Source organism: Amycolatopsis vastitatis (assembly GCF_002234595.1).
In the GTDB taxonomy this organism is placed as follows: domain Bacteria; phylum Actinomycetota; class Actinomycetes; order Mycobacteriales; family Pseudonocardiaceae; genus Amycolatopsis; species Amycolatopsis vastitatis.
This window is the reverse complement of sequence record NZ_NMUL01000039.1, coordinates 74,062-90,391: the sequence shown is the minus strand read 5'-3', so window position 1 is coordinate 90,391 and position 16,330 is coordinate 74,062. Positions and strand designations below refer to the sequence as shown.

Here is a 16,330-nt window from a genome sequence, read left to right as displayed (position 1 = left end):
TCGTGCGATGCTGCGGTGGATCGTCGGGTCGAGCCTCAAGGGCCGGTTCCTGGTACTCGCGCTGGCCGGCGCGCTGCTGTTCTTCGGCTCGCTGGAGCTGAAGAAGGCACCGGTGGACGTGTTCCCCGAGTTCGCGCCGCCCCGCGTCGAGGTGCAGACCCTGTGCACCGGGCTGAACGCGACCGAGGTGGAGAGCCTGGTCACCGTGCCGCTCGAGCAGGCGTTCAACGGCGTCGCGGGCATCGACACGATCCGGTCCAAGTCGGTCTCCGGGGTCTCGTCGATCGAGATGATCTTCAAGGACGGCACCGACGTCCTCAACGCCGAGCAGCTGGTGTCCGAGCGGATCGGCACCGTCGCCCACCAGCTGCCGACGTGGGCGGCGCCGCCGGTGATCCGGCCGCCGCTGTCGGCGACCAGCCGCGCGATGCACATCGGGGTCAGCTCCAAGACCGTCGGCCTGCTCGACCTGTCGAACATCGCCTACTGGACGCTGCGGTCGCGGATCCTGCGCGTTCCCGGCGTGGCGAACGTGGCGATCTGGGGCGAGCGGCTGGACCTGCAGCAGGTGCAGGTCGACCCGAAACGCCTGAAGGACAAGGGTGTCACGCTCACCCAGGTCATGGAGGCGGCGTCGAACGCGGTCGACTCCGGGCTGCTGCAGTTCACCGACGGCGCGGTCCTCGGCACCGGCGGGTTCGTCGACACCCCGAACCAGCGCCTCGGCCTGCAGAACCTGCCGCCGATCGTCACCGCGAAGGACCTCGCGCAGGTCGCCGTCGAGCGGACCAACGGGCCGCCGGTGCGGCTCGGCGAAGTCGCCGACGTCGTGCGCGACCACCCGCCGCTGATCGGCGACGCGGTGATCAACGACGGCACCGGCCTGATGCTCGTCGTGGAGAAGTTCCCGTGGGGCAACTCCCTCGACATCGACAAGGGCGTCGAGCAGGCGATCGACGAGATGCGGCCGGGGCTGCAGGGCATCGACATCGACACGACGATCTTCCGGCCGGCGACGTTCATCCAGGCGGCACTGGGCAACCTGACGACGTCGATGGTCATCGGCGCGCTGCTGCTGGTGCTGATGCTGGGCCTGTTCCTGTGGGACTGGCGGACCGCGCTGATCAGCCTGGTGGCGATCCCGCTGTCGGTGATCACGGTCGGGTTGATCCTCGACGCGGCGGGCTACACGATCAACACGATGATCCTGGCCGGGCTGGTGATCGCGCTCGGCGACGTCGTGGACGACGCGATCGTCGACGTCGAGAACGTGTTCCGGCGGCTGAAACAGCATCGCGCCGACCATCCGGACGCGACGCGCGGGGCGACCGCGCGGGTGATCTTGTCGGCGTCGCTGGAAGTGCGGAAGGCGATCATCTACGCGACGGCGATCGAAGTCGCCGCCGTGGCGCCGGTGATCCTGCTGCCGGGGCTGTCAGGCTCGTTCTTCCGGCCACTGGCGTTGGCCTACGCGCTCGCGATCCTCGCGTCGATGTCGGTGGCGCTGACCGTCACCCCGGCGTTGTGCCTGATCCTGTTGCGCAGAGGCAACTTCGAACGGCGCGAGTCCCCGGTGGTGCGCTGGCTGCAACCCCGGTACACGGCGTTGCTGAGCCGGGTCGTGCGCCATCCGCGGCGCGCGTTCGCCGGGGCCGGAGTGCTGCTGATCGCCGGGATCGCGGTGTTCCCGCTGCTGGGGGCGTCGCTGTTCCCGGAGTTCAAGGAACGCGGCTTCCTGATCCACTGGATCACCAAGCCGGGCACGTCCCTGCCCGAGGAGCGGCGGATCGTCGAGAACGTCAGCCACGACCTGCGCGCGATTCCCGGGGTGCGGAACTTCGGTTCGCACATCGGGCAGGCGTTCCTCGCCGAGGAGATCGCCGGCGTGGACTTCGGCGAGAACTGGATCAGCGTCGACCCGGACGTCGACTACGACAGCACGCTCGAAGCCGTCGAGGACGTCGTCAACCGGTACCCGGGGATGTTCCACAACGTCGAGACCTACCTCGCCGAACGCATCGAAGAGGTGCTGACCGGGTCGAGCAACCCGATCACCGTGCGGATCTTCGGCACCGACCTGGAGACCATGCGCGCCAAGGCGGAGGAGGTCAAGAACGCGATCGCCGGCGTCGAGGGCACTGTGGACGCGAAGGTCGAGCTGCAGCAGGACGAGCCGCAGCTGCAGGTGACGGTGAAGCTCGACGCGGCCCAGAAGTACGGGCTCAAGCCGGGCGACGTGCGCCGGGCCGCGGGCACGCTGGTCGCGGGCGAAGAGGTCGGCGACATCTACCGCGGCGGCAAGACCTACGACGTCCAGGTGTGGAGCACACCCCAGACCCGGCGGAGCGTCACCGACGTCCAGAACCTGCTGCTGGACACGCCGTCCGGCGGCCAGGTGAAGCTGAGCGACGTCGCGGACGTCGCCGTCGTCCCGGTACCGAACTCGATCCGGCACGAGAACGCCGCACGCCGCATCGACGTCCTGGCCGACGTGTCCGGGCGGGATCTCGGCGCGGTGGTCGGCGACATCGAGCAGAAGCTGAAGGCCGTCCAGTACCCGCAGGGGTTCCACGCCGAGCTGCTCGGCACGTACCAGGAGCGGCAGGCCGCGCAGGACCGGATCCTGCTCGTCGCGATCGGCGCGGCGATCGCGGTCCTGTTGCTGCTGCAGTCGGCGTTCCGCAACTGGCGGATGACGGTGCTCGCGTTCTTCGCGCTGCCGATGGCCGTCGTCGGCGGCATCCTGGCCGCGCTGATCAACGGCGGGGTGCTGTCCCTGGGCGCCCTGGTCGGCTTGTTCACCGTGTTCGGCATCGCCGCGCGCAACGGCATCATGATGATCAGCCACTTCCACCACCTGGAAGAGGCCGAGGGCGTGCCGTTCGGGCTCGACCTGGTGCTGCGCGGGGCCCGCGAGCGGCTGCGGCCGATCGTGATGACCGCGCTCGCGACCGGGCTCGCGGTGCTGCCGCTGGTGGTCGCCGGGGACATCCCGGGCCACGAGATCGAGCACCCGATGGCCGTGGTGATCGCCGGCGGCCTGGTCACCTCGACGCTGCTCAACCTGTTCGTCCTGCCTGCCCTGTACCTGCGCTTCGGCCGGGCTTCACGGCCCGCCGGGATCGAGGAATCCGATGCGCCGCAGCACGTTTAGCCTTCTCACGGTCGGCCCGCTGCTCGTGGTGAGCGGGTGCGGGACGACGCCTTCCGCGCCACCGGCGTCGCCTTCGCCGTCCAGCACTTCCCGGGTGGCTCCTGCTCCTTCGACGTCCGCCACCGTGCAGCCCGCGGTCGCGGTGCCGACGTGCGGGCCGGTGCACATCCCGGCACTGGACCCGCGCGTGTTCTCGCAGCCGACGAAGATCACCGGCCAGTGGATGCCGCTCGTGCCGGGGACCCGGATGGTCATGGAAGGCCGAGCCAACCGCGGCGGCGGCGTGCTGCCGCACCGGATCACGTTCACGGTCACCGACCTGACCAAGGTGATCGACGGGGTCCCGAACCTCGTCACCTGGGACGTCGACACCGACAAGAACACGGTGTCGGAAGCGGAGCTGGCGTTCTTCGCCCAGGACGACGGCGGCAACGTGTGGAACTTCGGCGAGTACCCGGAGGAGTACAAGGGCGGCAAGTTCAGCGGCGCGCCGAGCACGTGGATCGCCGGGCTGTCCCGCGCGGAGGCGGGCATCCAGGTCCCGGCGAAGGTGCAGCTCGGCACGCCGGAGGTGCTGCAGGGCTCGTCGCCGGACGTCGAGTTCCTGGACTGCGCCAAGGACGTCAAGGCCGCGGACAAGACGTGCGTCCCGCTGGGCTGCTACGACCAGGTCCGGGTGGTGGACGAGCGCAGCCCGCTGGCCCCGGATTCCGGCGTCCAGCGCAAGTCGTACGCCCCGGGCATCGGCAACGTCCGCGTGGAAGCGGTCGGCGACCCCGAGGGGGAGACGCTGGTGCTGGTCGAGCGGACGACGTTGAGCCCGGCTGAGCTGGCGAAGGCCCGCGAGGAGACCCGCAAGCTGGACCAGCACGGCCGCGCCACCCACCCGATCTACAAGAACTCGGCTCCCCTGCAAGGCCCCTGACGTCCCGCGGCGCCCAAACGCCCCAATGTGGCGTTGGTTGCGTCTGACGCACCGAACGCCACATTGGGTGCGTTGGACGCACCGAACGCCACATTGGGGCGCTCAGGTCTCACGGGGCAGGCGGACGTGGACCTCGGCGCCGCCGGGGGAGTCGGCCACCCAGGCGGAGCCGCCGTGGCCGGTCGCGACTTCGCGGACTATCGCCAGCCCGAGGCCCGTGCCGCCGTCGTCGCGGGTTCGGGCCGCGTCGAGGCGGCTGAACCGCGCGAACACGCGCTCGCGGTCCGCGGGCGGAATCCCCGCCCCGTCGTCGGTCACCACCAGCTCCGCGTGACCGTCCTCAGTGGACAAGCCGACCGTCACCCGGGACGTCGCGTGCCGCTCGGCGTTGTCCAGCAGGTTGCGGATCAGCCGTCGCAGCTCGCCCGCCCGGCCCGGCAGCCGCGCCGGGGTGAACGGCGAAAGCCCGACCCGCACCTTCCCGCGTGCGCTCAGCGACTCCGTCTCGGCGAGCACGAGCTCGTCCAGGTCGACCGGCCCCGTGGCACCTGATGAAGAGTCCAGTTTGGACAGAGTCAGCAGCTCGTCCGTGACGGCGGCCAGCCGTGCGGCTTCCTGGTGGGTGTCCCGCGCCAGCCGCGGCCAGTCCGTCCGGTCCGGGTGGGCCAGGCCGACCTCCAGCCGGGCCAGCATGCCCGCCACCGGGCTCCGCAGCTCGTGCGCGGCATCGGCGACGAACCGGGACTGCCGCTCGGCCGAGAACTGCAGCCTGCCGAGCATCGCGTTCATCGTCCGGGCGAGCAGGCCGACCTCGTCCGCGGTCGCCGGTTCGGGCACCCGCCGGGCCAGCTCGCCGGCGCCGATCCCGGCCACCTCGTGGCGGATCGCCTCGACCGGCCGCAGTGCCCGTCCCACCAGCAGCCACGCCAGCGCCGCGATCCCCGCCAGCAGCACCGGTGAGCTGACCGCCAGCGCCGACGTCGTCGCGTCCACGGCCTCGGCGGCCGGGTCCAGCGAACTCGCCGCGTAGACGGCCAGCGAGCCGGAGCCGGCGGTCACCGTCACGCCCGCGACCGTGTAGTCGTGGTCCTCCTCGATGCCCGGGTTTTCGACGATCGCCGGCCCCGAACCGTCCGGCCACCCCGGCAGCAGCGGGCCGCGCCCGGCCAGTGCCGTCCCCGCCGCGACCACCCGGCCACTCCGGTCGACGACCTGGACCAGGGCGGCCCCGAGCGGCACGCGTCCCGTCCCGGCGGCGGCCACCTCGGCAGCCGTGTCGTGAGCCCGTTGCCGCGCCAGGTTTTCGGCGTTGACCGTGAGGTTCTGCCGGACCAGCGTGACGACGACCGCGCCGCCGGCCAGCAGGCCGAGCCCCACGACGAGCACCGCCAGCACGGTCAGCCGGACCCGGACCGTGCCCAGCCGCCTAACCGCCATCGGGATCGAGCCGGTAGCCGGTGCCGCGGACGGTGCCGATCGCGTGCCGCCCGAACGGCAGGTCGACCTTGCGCCGCAGGTAGCCGATGTAGACCTCCAGCACGTTCGTCTCGCCGGCGGCCAGGACGCCGTCCCAGACCCGTTCCAGGGCGAACGCCTTGGGCACCACCCGCCCCGGCCGGGACATCAGCAGTTCCAGCAGCGCGAACTCGCGCGGCGTCAGGTCGATCGCCGCCGTGCCGCGGCGGCACGTGCGCGCCGCCCGGTCGAGGACGAGGTCGCCCGCGGCCAGGCTCGTCGCGTCCCGCGGCCCGGTCCGGCGCAGCAGGGCCCGCAGCCGCGCCAGCAGCACGCGGTAGGAGAACGGCTTGGGCAGGTAGTCGTCCGCGCCGAGGGTCAGCGCCCGCACCTGGTCCTGCTCGCCGTCGCGCGCGGTCAGCACCAGCACCGGCGTGCCGATCCCGGCCGCCCGCCACCGCGTGCACAGGTCGAACCCGGCGAGCCCAGGCAGCATCAGGTCGAGCACGATCAGGTCGTACCGGCCGTTCAGGCCGAGGTCGAGCGCGACCAGCCCGTCCCCGGCCGTCTCGACGGCGAACCCGTCGTGCCGCAGCCCTTCGGCCAGGGCGGCCGCGACCGTGCGCTCGTCCTCGACGACGAGCACGCGTGCGGCCGAAGGCGTCACGGGCATTCCTTAGTCTAGCCCGCTGATCAGCGGTTTCTCGCCCGTCGATACCGGATCGCGCCCGCGCCGAGGCCGAGCAGCACCGGCACCACGAGCACCACCGGAAGCGCGCCGCCGGCGTCGAGCGTCCGTTTCCCGGCGACGTCGAGGTGCACCGGCGGGCTCACCACCAGCGGCCCCCGGCCGGTGTCCGGCAGCAGCACGACGTAGACGGCGAAACTGCCGGCGTCGACGGCCTGGATCGGCCAGCTCAACGTCCGGGCTTCGCCGGGCCCGAGGTCCTCGATCACCTGGCTGCGCTCCGACGACCAGTCCTCCGGGTCGACGTACACGCTGTCGGTGAGGCTGACGACGTTGAGGTGGGCGAGGATCTGCCCGCTCGGTCCGGCACCGGGGTTGCTGATCGTGCTCGCGAGTGTCACCCGCTCGCCGACGGACATCGCGACGGCGGCCCGGTCGAAGCTCACGTCGGCGGCGGCCGCGGGCGAGGCCAACGCGAACAGCAGGCCCGCCACGAGAAGGAGTGTCTTCGTCATGCCGCCCGCACCCCCGGGAACAGCCGGACCAGCCGCGGGCTCCACGCGGTCAGCACGGCCGTGGCCAGCGCGAGGAGGGCAACCGGGGACACGAGGTAGCCGAGATCCCGCGTCCAGGCGTGCCCGCCCACCAGCACCAGGCCGACGTAGTGCAGCCCGGACGCGACCGGGTTGGCCCGGGTCAGCACGTCGAAGAACCAGCCGCGCGGCAGCCCGCCGGGCAGCTGCGTCGGCGCGAACAGCGCGAGCAGCAGGAACAGGCTGATCGCCAGGCTGGCCTTGTTGCCGCCGGACACCGAGCTGATCAGCAGGCCCGCCGCGGCCAGCCCGGCGGCGAGCAGGGTGCCGACGGTCAGGGCGAGCACGAGCGCGCCGACCACCAGCGAAACACCGTTCCCGAGCACCCAGATGTAGGGCACCGTGACGACGAAGGCGCCGAACCACACCGAAAGCGCGGCGACGAGCTTGCCGAGCAGGATCGACCGCCGCGGGACCGGGGTGAGCAGGAGGCATTCGAGCGTGCCGCGTTCGCGTTCGCCGCTGATGCCGTCGGCACTGACCACCAGCGTCACGAGGACGCCGACGCCGACCGCGATCTGCAGCGTGAAGTTCACGGCTTCCCGGTGCTCCAGGAAGTTCAGCGTCTGGTCGATCGCCGTGAAGTACGTGATCGCGCTGACCAGCAGGCTGAACGCGAACAGCAGCCACGGCGCCCGCCCGCTCAGCCACAGGTCGCGCGCCTCCTGCGCGGCCACGACCCGGGCGCTCATCCGGCCGCCTCCCCGGTCATCACGAGGAACGCGTCGGCGAGCCGGTCCGCACCGGCCTGCCGCGTGACGTCTTCGGGCGTGCCGGTCATCAGGACCTTGCCCCGGTGGAGGATCAGCACGTGCGTGCACAGCTGCTCCACCTCGTGCAGGGTGTGCGTGCTGAGGACGACGACGGCGCCGCTGCGCCGCGCGACGTCCCTTACGAGGTCGAGGATCCGGGCTTGCCCGGCGGGGTCGAGGCCGAGGGTGGGCTCGTCCAGGAACAGTGCGGCGGGTTCGTTGACCAGCGCGCGGGCGATGCCGAGCCGCTGGCGCATGCCGCGGCTGTAGGACGCGATCCGCGTCCGGGCCCGGTCGGCGAGGCCGACCTCGCCGAGCAGCCGTTCGGCGCGCTCACCGGCGGCGCGGGCGTCGAGGCCGAAAAGCCGGCCGTGGTAACGGAGGTACTCCCAGCCGGTCTCCTGCGCCGGGTAGCCCGCGCTCTCGGGCAGCACGCCGACGCGGCGGCGGATTTCGGCGGGTTCCGTCGACGGCACCCCGGCGACCGAGAAGGTGCCGCCGGTCGGGGTGAGGATCGTCGTCAGCAGCCGGATCGTGGTCGTCTTCCCGGCACCGTTCGGGCCGAGGAGCCCGAGGATCTCCCCGGCGTGCGCGCTGAAGCTCAGCTGGTCCACGGCGACGCGCGGGCCGTACCGTTTCGTGAGCCGCTCGGCGGCCAGCACGGGTTCCATCCCCCCAGCGCACCACCGCCGGATGTGAGAACGATAAGAGCTACTTCGCGTCGGCGTAGGTGTCGACCGGGGCGATGTGCAAGGGGAAGCGGACCGGGCAGGCCGGCCCGAACAGCAGCTTCGCCGCCTCGTCCATCGAGTCCACAATGGACTGAGTGACTGCCTCGGCCAGCTCGGCCGGGGTGTGGACGATGACCTCGTCGTGCTGGAAGAAGACCAGGTGGGCCGGTGCGGGGAGGCGACGGCGCAACGTCGCCAGCATCACCGCCGTCATGTCGGCCGCGCTCGCCTGGACCACGAAGTTGCGGGTGAACCGGCCCCAGCCGCGCGACGCCCGGCGGGCCTTCAGCTCCCCGGCTTCGTCCGAAGCCAAGCCGCCGGTCAACGCCCGCCAAGCCGCAGAGGGCGCGGGAGACGTGCGGCCCAGCCGGGACCGGACTCGTTCGCCGCGCTCACCAGCCTGGGCCGCTCGCTCCACATAGGACACCGCGTCCGGGAAACGCTGCCGCAGCAGGCCCAGCAGCGGCCCCGCCTCGCCGGAGGTGCCGCCGTACATCGCCGAGAGCATCGCGATCTTCGCCCGGGCGCGGTCGTCACGGTCGTCGTCCGCGGCCGGCACCCAGCGGGCACCCGAGAACAGCGCTTCGCCCAGCCGCGCGTACAGGTCCGTCGCCGCCGCGACGCCGGCCAGCCGCCGGTCGCCCGACAACGCCGTCAGCACCCGGGGTTCCAGCTGGGCCGCGTCGGCCACCACCAGCTTCCAGCCCGGGTCCGCGCGCACGCACGTCCGCAGCACCTTCGGGATCTGCAGCGCCCCGCCGCCGCGGCTGGCCCACCGCCCGGACACCACCCCGCCGACGACGTAGTGCGGCCGGAACCGGCCGTCGGTGACCCACTCCTCGAGCCACGCCCAGCCGTTCGCGGCGAACAGCCGCGACAGCTCCTTGTACTCCAGCAACGGCCCGACCGCGGGGTGGTCGGTGCCCTTGAGGAGGTACTTCCGCGCCGCCGTCACCTCGATCCCCTCGCGGGCCAGCGCCCGGACCACGCTCGGCGGCGAGTCCGGGTTGACCGGCCGCCCGCCGAACGCCTCGCTGATCTTCGCCGCCAGCTCCACCAGGGCCTTCGGCCGCTGCCCGGCCGGCACGCGCGGCCCCAGCCGCGATGCCAGCAGCGCCTCGTGCACGTCGGCCCGCCACGGCAGCCCGTCGGCCGACATCTCCGCCGCGGCCAGCGCGCTCGCCGACTCCGCGGCCAGCAGCAGCCGAAACCGGTCCGGGTGCTCGGCCGCGGCCACCCGGCGCTCCTGCTCCGCCAGCACGCGCCGCGCGGCCGTGACCACCGGCACGCCCTCGGGCAGCGTCGGCACGCGGGTTTCGAACAGCGTCGGCTGCGCCAGTTCGACGTCCGCCGAATCCTCGGGCGGTTCCTCGCCGTTCGCCCTGGCCCAGGCCGCCCGCAGGCTCCGCGACTGCCCGTCTAGGCCCTCGTACGCCAGCAGCAGCCCCTCCGCCAGCGCGAGGTCGTGGCAACGGCGCACCCGCAGCCCGGCCGCCATCAGCACCGGGTACGTCCCTTCCACCGAGGGGAACACCCACCGCGGCTCCTGCGCGGCCTCCAGCTCCCTGGCCAGCGCCGCGAAACCCGCCTCGTCGAGCCCGGTCGCCGTCGACGACGGCGTGTGCACGGTGAAGCTCCCGTCCTCCTCCCGCCCCGCGATCACCTGCACGAAGACATCATGCCGACCACCACCGACAAAAAGCGCCGGGTGCGCATCCGGCCCGGTTGGTTTACTCTCCAGTAGCCCCCATACCGCCGGTACGCCCGCCGTCGGCGTGGGCTCTTTCCCTGCAGCAACGGAGGTGCCTGGATGAGCCTGGTCGCGCTCGCCACGCAGGTGGCGGACAAGGTGGCCGAGACGGCCCGCAGCGTCGACGTGATGCGGCGGGCGGGTCTCGTCCCCTTCCCCCGGCTCGACGAGGGGGTGCGCTCGCTGGTCGCGCTGCGGAAGTACGGCCCGTTCGCCGGCGCCAACCACATCTCCGCGCGCCGTGACCCGGCCGCCGTCGGCATCGTCGACGAGCTCGGCCCGCTCACCTACAAGCAGCTGGACGACCAGTCGAACGCGCTGGCCAGGGCGTGGTCGGAGCGCGGCATCCGGCCCGGCCAGGTCGTCGCCGCGCTGTGCCGCGACCACCGCGGCCTGGTGCTCACGATGGCCGCGTCCGGCAAGCTCGGCGTCCGCCTGCTGCTGATGAACACCGGCTTCGCGAAGCCCCAGCTGGCCGATGTCGCCAAGCGCGAAGGCGTCACAGCGCTCGTCTACGACCAGGAGTTCACCGGCCTCCTCGACGCGATCCCGGACGGCGTCGACCGCTACCTCGCCTGGGTCGACCCCGGCACCGACCTGACCGACCGGACCGTCCCGGTGCTCGACGAGATCATCGCCAGCACCGACGACCGGCCGTGGCCCGCGCCGGCCAAGCCGGGTGGGTTCGTCCTGCTGACCAGCGGCACCACCGGCACGCCGAAGGGAGCGCCGCGCCCGCACACCTCCGCGCTCGCGTCGGCGCAGTTCCTCGACCGGATCCCGCTGCGGTCCAACGAGGCCACCTACATGGGCGCGCCGCTGTTCCACGGCACCGGGCTGTCCCAGTTCATCCTGTCCTTCGCGCTCGGCTCGAAGGTCGTGATGCGCCGCAAGTTCAACCCCGAAGAAGCGCTGCGCGGCGTCGCCGAGTACCGCTGCACCGCGCTCGTGCTGGTGCCGACCATGCTGCAGCGCATCGTCGACCTGCCGAAGGACGTCCGCGAGAAGTACGACACGTCGTCGCTGCGGATCATCTTCGTCGCCGGTTCGGCGCTGTCGCCGGATCTCGGCAACCGCGCGAACGAGGCGTTCGGCCCGGTCGTGCACAACCTCTACGGCTCGACCGAGGTCGCGGTGGCGACCGTCGCGACGCCGGAGGATTGGGCGAAGGCGCCGGGCACGGTCGGCCGCGCGCCGGTCGGCTGCAAGGTGGCGCTGTACGACGAAAAAGGCCGGAAGATCACCGAGCCGCACGTGACCGGCCGCGTGTTCGTCGGTAGCGGGCTCAGCTTCGGCGGCTACACCGACGGCCGCCACAAGGAGATCATCGACGGCCTGCTCTCCAGCGGCGACGTCGGCCACTTCGACGAGGACGGCCTGCTGTTCATCGACGGCCGCGACGACGAGATGATCGTCTCCGGCGGCGAGAACGTGTTCCCGATCGAGGTGGAGAACCTGCTGGTCGAACGCGAAGACGTGATCGAGGCGGCGGTGATCGGCGTCGAGGACCCCGAGTTCGGGCAACGGCTGAAGGCGTTCGTGGTGCGAGCCGAAGGTGCCGACCTCGAGGCCGACGAAATCCGCGACTACGTCAAGGCCAACCTGGCCCGTTACAAGGTGCCGCGGGACGTCGAGTTCCTCGACGAGCTGCCGCGCAACGCGACCGGGAAGGTGCTGCGCACCAAGTTGCTGTGACAACCGAGGCTTCGCCTCGGGCCGGGGGCTTCGCCACCCGGACCCCCGAAAAGCTGTCATGAGCCACGCTGGACGTTGACGATCCGCCAGCGTCCGTCCCGGTTTTCGGCCACCACCGTGCAGGCGACGCCGTCGCGGTGCCCGCTCGCGACACCGACCCCCGGCGTCACCTCCAGGCGCGTCCACCGGAACGCGGCCGACGGCGGCCTGCCGGGCCAGTCCGCCTTGCCGAGCACGCGCCCGGCCGGGCCGTCGCCGCGGAAGCCGTCGGCCAGCAGCGGCTGCAGCGCGCCGGTGTCGCCGCCCGCGTCGGCGTCCCGCCAGCGGGCCAGCAGCTCTTCGAACGTCTCCACGGTTCCGAAGGTCGCAGGCACCGGGTGGCCGAACATCGGCCACCTGGCCGAGATCCGCTGGCAGACTGGCCGGGCCATGACTGAGACGAAACTCCTCCCGGCGGGCACGGTCACGATCCTGTGCGCCGGCGACGCCACCCCAACCGTCTTCGCGACGCCCGAAGCGGCCTTGGCGACACTGACCGGCGGCCCGGCGGCCGTCCACACCGGAGAAGTGCTGGTCCGCGACGACGGCACGCCTGCCGGGCCGGCCGTCCGCCGCTGCGAGCACTTGCGCGCGCTGGCGGACGACGGCCGGATCCTCGTGTCGGCGCGCACGGCGGCGGCCCTCGGGGACGCCGTCACACTGCGCGACCTCGGCGTCCACCGCCTGCCGGACCTCACCGCGCCCGAGCGGGTCTACGAACTCGGCGAGACAGCCGATCCGCGGCCGCTGCGCTCGCTCGACGCGGTCCCGAACAACCTGCCCGTGCAGCTGACCGGGTTCGTCGGCCGCGAGACCGAGGTCGGCGACGTCCGGCGGCGGCTCGCCGAGACGCGGCTCGTCACGCTGGCCGGCCCGGGCGGCAGCGGCAAGACACGGCTGGCCGCGCAGGTGGCCGCCACCGACGGGTGGCCCGGCGGCGTGTGGTGGGTGGAGCTGGACGCCGTCACCGGGCACGCCGAGGTCGCCGAACTGGTCGCCGCGACGCTCGGCGTGCCGGTGGAGCCGCACGTGGGCGCCGCCCGCTCGGTCGCGACGGAGCTGCGTGACCGCCGCGTGCTGCTCTGCCTCGACAACTGCGAGCAGGTGCTCGACGGCGTCGCCGACGTCGCCGTCGAACTGCTGCGGTCGTGCCCGGAGGTCGCGGTGCTGACGACCAGCCGGGAACCGCTCGGCGTGCCGGGGGAGACGGTGTGGCGGGTGCCGCCGCTGGCCGTCGAGGAAGCCGTCGCGTTGTTCGTCGAACGCGCGGGCGCGGTCCGGCCACTGTTCACTTTGGACAGTTCCAGCGTGACCGCCGTCCGGTCGATCTGCACGCGGCTCGACGGCATCCCCCTGGCCGTCGAGCTGGCCGCCGCCTGGCTGGGAACCCTGGCGCCGCACCAGATCGACGCCGGCCTCGACGACCGGTTCGCGCTGCTCACCCGCGGCCCCCGCGGGGTGCCGGCGCGGCAGCGGACCCTCGAAGGCTCGATCGCGTGGAGCCACGACCAGCTCGTCGCGGAAGACCGCGCGGTGTTCCGGCGGCTCGCGGTGTTCGCCGGCGGGTTCACCCTCGACGCGGCGGGCGGCCCGGCCGTGCTGCCCGCGCTCGGCCGGCTCGTCGACAAGTCCTTGGTGCTGGCCGAAGACGGGCGCTACCGGCTGCTGGAGACGCTCCGCGAGTACGCGGCCGCCCGGCTGGCCGAGGCCGGCGAGACCGACGCCGTACGAGACCGCCACCTCGACCACTACCTCGCGCTGGCCGAGGCCGCCGAGCCCGAGCTGGACCGCGACAAGGACGCCTGGCGGGCCCGGATGGAGCCCGAGCGCGACAACCTGCGCGCGGCCCTGGAATGGGGGCTGGCGCGGGAAGACGCCACGCGCGGACGACGGCTCGCCGCCGCCGTCGCGTGGCTGTGGAACCTGCGCGGCCGCGGCCACGAGGGCTTGGCGTACCTGAAACGCGCGGTCGCGCGGTGCCCGGACGACCGGACGGTCCTGCAGGCCCGGCTGCTGACCGGGATGGGGCTCGTCGCGGACACGACGGCGCCGTTCGACCTCGAAGCCGCGCGGCAGGGCCTGGACCTCGCCACCGAACTCGGCGAAGCGGGCCTTCGCGCGCGATGCCTTTCGCTGACCGGCCTCGGTCACCTGTACACGGACCTGGACACCGCCTGGGACGTCGCCGTCGAAGCCGAGAAGGTCGCCGAAGACGCCGGAGACGGCTTCGCGCGCGACAGCGCGTTGATGCTGCGCGGGATCGTCCAGTTCGTCCGCGACCGCCACGACGAAGCCGCGCCCTTGCTCACCGAAGCGGGTGAAGGACTCCTCCGCCACGGAGACCGTGGCCTCGGCTCCACCGTCCTCAGTGTCCGGTCGATGATCGCGCTCGACGCGGCGGACCTGCCGCGGGCGCGTGAACTGGCCGGGCACGCCGTCGACGTCGCCGCGCCGCTCGGGGACTTCCACCGGGTCAACACGACGCTGTGCCAGCTCGCGCTGGTGCACTGCCTGGCCGGGGACGTCGAGGCCGGGTTCCGCGTGATGGAGCCGTTCCTCCGGCTGGTCGAGACCGCTGGCGACGTCTTCGTGCCGGGCATGGCCCGGGTGATGGGCGAGCTGCACTGGCGGCGCGGCGAGTTCGAAGCGGCGCTGGGCTGGTTCGAGCGCGAAGCCGTTCCCGGGACGTACATGGCGTCGCAGGGACTGGCCGAACGCGGGGCCGTGCTGCGCGCGCTCGGCCGGACCGAGGAGGCCGCTTCGGTGCTCACCACCGCCGTGGAGCTCACCCGCCGCTGGGCCCTGCCGTCACCCCTGGCCGGTGTCCTGGAGCAGCAGGGGTACCTGGCGGAGCCGGAGCAGGCCGCCGAGCTGCAGCACGAAGCACTGACGCTGCGCGTCGACCACGGCCTCCGCCTCGGCGTCCTGGCCAGTCTCGACGCGCTGACCACGCTGCTCGCGCGCACCGGACGCGAGGCCGACGCCGCCCGGGTGCTCGTCTCGGCTTCGCGGGCCCGGGCCGAGCTGGGGTTCCCACGCCGTCCCAGCGAGCAGGCCGAGCTGGACGCCCTCGGGCTCGCGACGGACGAGACGCCGATGCGCCTCGACGACGTCGTCGCGTTCGTCCGCCGCACCCGAGGAGCCCGCGGCCGCCCGTCGAGCGGCTGGGGGAGCCTGACGCCGACTGAGCTGGAGGTCGTGAAGCTCGCGGCCGAGGGCTGCACGAACCCCGAGATCGGCACCCGGCTGTTCATGAGCCGCGGCACGGTGAAGACGCACCTCGCGCACGTCTACGCCAAGCTGGGCATCGCGAACCGCACCGAGCTGGCCACCGTGGCCGCGGCGCAGCTGACGTGATTCAGTCCCAGTCGATGCCGAAGACGCCGGGGCCGAAGTCCACCGCCACCGCGTGGACGCCGTCGGCGCCGTCGAGCTTGAGGGGGCGCCGGGCGAGCGTGCCGGTCGTGCCGTGGCGGGAGTACTGCCAGCAGCTGCCGGGCGCGGTGCCCGGCGCGAACCGGACCTCCAGCAGGTACTCCGGCACCGGGCGGCGGAACTCGCGGTAGTGGGTGTTGCGGCACTCCGGGTACGGCGGCCCGCTGTTGGTCAGCGTGTACTCGATCAGGTGCGTCTCGCCCCGGTTGATCTGCGTGCCGAAGAGCAGTTCGGCGACGATGAGGCCGTGGGCTTCGTCGACCTCGGCGCGGCCGACCCGGCAGTTGCGCACGGCGTGCAGCTCCGGCGGGCCCGCCGCGGGGTCGTCCTGGGTGTAGATCAGCAGCCAGCGGTCCTGGCCGTCCGCGGCCGCCTGGAACACCGCGCGGGCGGTGACGGCGCGCTGGCCGCCGTCCTCGGCGATTTCGCACAGGTCGTGCAGCCCGACCAGCTTCAGCGGGTGCGGGCGCTCCAGTGCCTGCGGCGCGCCGACCTTGTCCAGCAGCGGCTGCAGCACTTCACGCGGGAAAGCCATCGGCTCGCGGGTGTGCCGCTTCCCGGCGCCGCCGCGCGGCCTGGGCGGCGGCAGCAGCCCGAGCAGGGCACCGGCGGGGATGTCGAGGATGTCTTCGAGCGTCCGGACGGCCGACAGCGAGCTCTGGCGCTCCGGCTGCCGTTTCCCGGACTGCCAGTAGCTGAGCGCCGTCACGCTGACGACGACGCCGCGGGCCCGCAGCCGCGCCTGGATCCGGTCGAGCGACAGCCCGCTGGTGGCGATGGCCGCGCGCAGCTGAGTCGCGAACGCGGTGCGCTCACCGTCCTGACCGCCCGTGCTGCCCGCCATTGCCGATCCGACCCGCCCCGTGCCGTCCCCCTGGATCTCCGACACGGAGCACGTTAGCAGGATCCGGGGTACCCCCAGCGCCCCTCTTGCCCACGGCCGCCCGCAGGGGGTCATTCGGGCGAACGGGCTAGTACTGGCAACTGTGAACCATTGCCCCGGCCTGGGCGGGCACGCTTACATAACTTGCCTGCGCCGGTGGCTCCGCCTCCCCCTCACGGCCCATCCGGGCGCAGGTGACCGGCCGCGAGAGCGGGTCCGGCTCCGGTTCA

13 protein-coding genes are annotated in these 16,330 nt (G+C 72.8%); 4 read left to right on the top strand and 9 right to left on the bottom strand.

Annotated elements, in window-relative coordinates; all coding sequences use genetic code 11:
* The first annotated feature begins 7 nt into the window (after positions 1–7).
* Complete coding sequence (locus CF165_RS33265) at positions 8–3,154, top strand: efflux RND transporter permease subunit (protein WP_093951552.1); 3,147 nt, start codon at positions 8–10, stop codon at positions 3,152–3,154.
* On the opposite strand, the gene CF165_RS33260 is transcribed toward CF165_RS33265, so the two are convergent.
* Positions 3,107–3,409 (bottom strand): hypothetical protein, encoded by a 303-nt coding sequence (locus CF165_RS33260; RefSeq protein WP_143268718.1) that lies wholly within the window; start codon positions 3,407–3,409, stop codon positions 3,107–3,109. The genes CF165_RS33265 and CF165_RS33260 overlap by 48 nt on opposite strands.
* Here CF165_RS33260 and CF165_RS33255 point away from each other — a divergent pair.
* Complete coding sequence (locus CF165_RS33255) at positions 3,408–4,079, top strand: hypothetical protein (RefSeq protein ID WP_143268717.1); 672 nt, start codon at positions 3,408–3,410, stop codon at positions 4,077–4,079. The genes CF165_RS33260 and CF165_RS33255 overlap by 2 nt on opposite strands.
* A gap of 102 nt (positions 4,080–4,181) precedes the next feature.
* Here the strand turns inward: CF165_RS33255 and CF165_RS33250 are convergent, their stop codons facing one another.
* Genes CF165_RS33250 through CF165_RS33225 form a run of 6 tightly spaced genes read right to left on the bottom strand, consistent with a single transcriptional unit; the run spans position 4,182 to position 9,967 of the window.
* Complete coding sequence (locus tag CF165_RS33250; protein ID WP_093951549.1) at positions 4,182–5,516, bottom strand: sensor histidine kinase; 1,335 nt, start codon at positions 5,514–5,516, stop codon at positions 4,182–4,184.
* Positions 5,506–6,201, bottom strand: a complete 696-nt coding sequence (locus tag CF165_RS33245) for a response regulator transcription factor (protein WP_240521914.1) — start codon at positions 6,199–6,201, stop codon at positions 5,506–5,508. Before CF165_RS33245 ends, CF165_RS33250 begins: the two co-directional genes overlap by 11 nt.
* Before the next feature lie 26 nt (positions 6,202–6,227).
* Entirely contained in the window at positions 6,228–6,737 is a 510-nt protein-coding gene (locus CF165_RS33240) for a hypothetical protein (protein ID WP_143268716.1), read from the bottom strand.
* The gene (locus tag CF165_RS33235) at positions 6,734–7,507 is read right to left on the bottom strand and encodes an ABC transporter permease (protein WP_093951547.1); all 774 of its coding nucleotides are present in this window, start codon (positions 7,505–7,507) and stop codon (positions 6,734–6,736) included. Before CF165_RS33235 ends, CF165_RS33240 begins: the two co-directional genes overlap by 4 nt.
* On the bottom strand, positions 7,504–8,238 hold the full coding sequence (locus tag CF165_RS33230; RefSeq protein ID WP_093951546.1) for an ABC transporter ATP-binding protein: 735 nt from the start codon (positions 8,236–8,238) through the stop codon (positions 7,504–7,506). The genes CF165_RS33235 and CF165_RS33230 overlap by 4 nt, the downstream gene beginning before the upstream one ends.
* Before the next feature lie 40 nt (positions 8,239–8,278).
* Positions 8,279–9,967 (bottom strand): bifunctional 3'-5' exonuclease/DNA polymerase, encoded by a 1,689-nt coding sequence (locus CF165_RS33225; RefSeq protein WP_093951545.1) that lies wholly within the window; start codon positions 9,965–9,967, stop codon positions 8,279–8,281.
* Between the two features lie 141 nt (positions 9,968–10,108).
* Here CF165_RS33225 and CF165_RS33220 point away from each other — a divergent pair, with 141 nt between their 5' ends.
* Positions 10,109–11,743 carry an acyl-CoA synthetase gene (locus tag CF165_RS33220; RefSeq protein WP_093951544.1) on the top strand — a complete coding sequence of 545 codons (1,635 nt, stop codon included), beginning with the start codon at positions 10,109–10,111 and terminating at the stop codon, positions 11,741–11,743.
* Between the two features lie 56 nt (positions 11,744–11,799).
* On the opposite strand, the gene CF165_RS33215 is transcribed toward CF165_RS33220, so the two are convergent.
* Entirely contained in the window at positions 11,800–12,096 is a 297-nt protein-coding gene (locus CF165_RS33215; protein ID WP_093951699.1) for a nuclear transport factor 2 family protein, read from the bottom strand.
* Positions 12,097–12,172: 76 nt separating this feature from the next.
* Here CF165_RS33215 and CF165_RS33210 point away from each other — a divergent pair, with 76 nt between their 5' ends.
* Entirely contained in the window at positions 12,173–15,139 is a 2,967-nt protein-coding gene (locus tag CF165_RS33210; RefSeq protein WP_093951543.1) for a helix-turn-helix transcriptional regulator, read from the top strand.
* Between the two features lies 1 nt (position 15,140).
* Here the strand turns inward: CF165_RS33210 and CF165_RS33205 are convergent, their stop codons facing one another.
* Positions 15,141–16,061, bottom strand: coding sequence for a hypothetical protein (locus tag CF165_RS33205; RefSeq protein WP_093951542.1), 921 nt, complete (start codon positions 16,059–16,061; stop codon positions 15,141–15,143).
* Positions 16,062–16,330 lie beyond the last annotated feature (269 nt).

What these genes read in the sequence shown, in the direction of transcription:
- CF165_RS33265 (WP_093951552.1), top strand. Translation starts at nt 8, where the DNA reads ATGCTGCGGTGGATCGTCGGGTCGAGCCTCAAGGGCCGGTTCCTGGTA.
- CF165_RS33255 (WP_143268717.1), top strand. Translation starts at nt 3,408, where the DNA reads ATGGAAGGCCGAGCCAACCGCGGCGGCGGCGTGCTGCCGCACCGGATC.
- CF165_RS33260 (WP_143268718.1), bottom strand. Translation starts at nt 3,409, where the DNA reads ATGACCATCCGGGTCCCCGGCACGAGCGGCATCCACTGGCCGGTGATC.
- CF165_RS33250 (WP_093951549.1), bottom strand. Translation starts at nt 5,516, where the DNA reads ATGGCGGTTAGGCGGCTGGGCACGGTCCGGGTCCGGCTGACCGTGCTG.
- CF165_RS33240 (WP_143268716.1), bottom strand. Translation starts at nt 6,737, where the DNA reads ATGACGAAGACACTCCTTCTCGTGGCGGGCCTGCTGTTCGCGTTGGCC.
- CF165_RS33235 (WP_093951547.1), bottom strand. Translation starts at nt 7,507, where the DNA reads ATGAGCGCCCGGGTCGTGGCCGCGCAGGAGGCGCGCGACCTGTGGCTG.
- CF165_RS33230 (WP_093951546.1), bottom strand. Translation starts at nt 8,238, where the DNA reads ATGGAACCCGTGCTGGCCGCCGAGCGGCTCACGAAACGGTACGGCCCG.
- CF165_RS33220 (WP_093951544.1), top strand. Translation starts at nt 10,109, where the DNA reads ATGAGCCTGGTCGCGCTCGCCACGCAGGTGGCGGACAAGGTGGCCGAG.
- CF165_RS33210 (WP_093951543.1), top strand. Translation starts at nt 12,173, where the DNA reads ATGACTGAGACGAAACTCCTCCCGGCGGGCACGGTCACGATCCTGTGC.
- CF165_RS33205 (WP_093951542.1), bottom strand. Translation starts at nt 16,061, where the DNA reads ATGGCGGGCAGCACGGGCGGTCAGGACGGTGAGCGCACCGCGTTCGCG.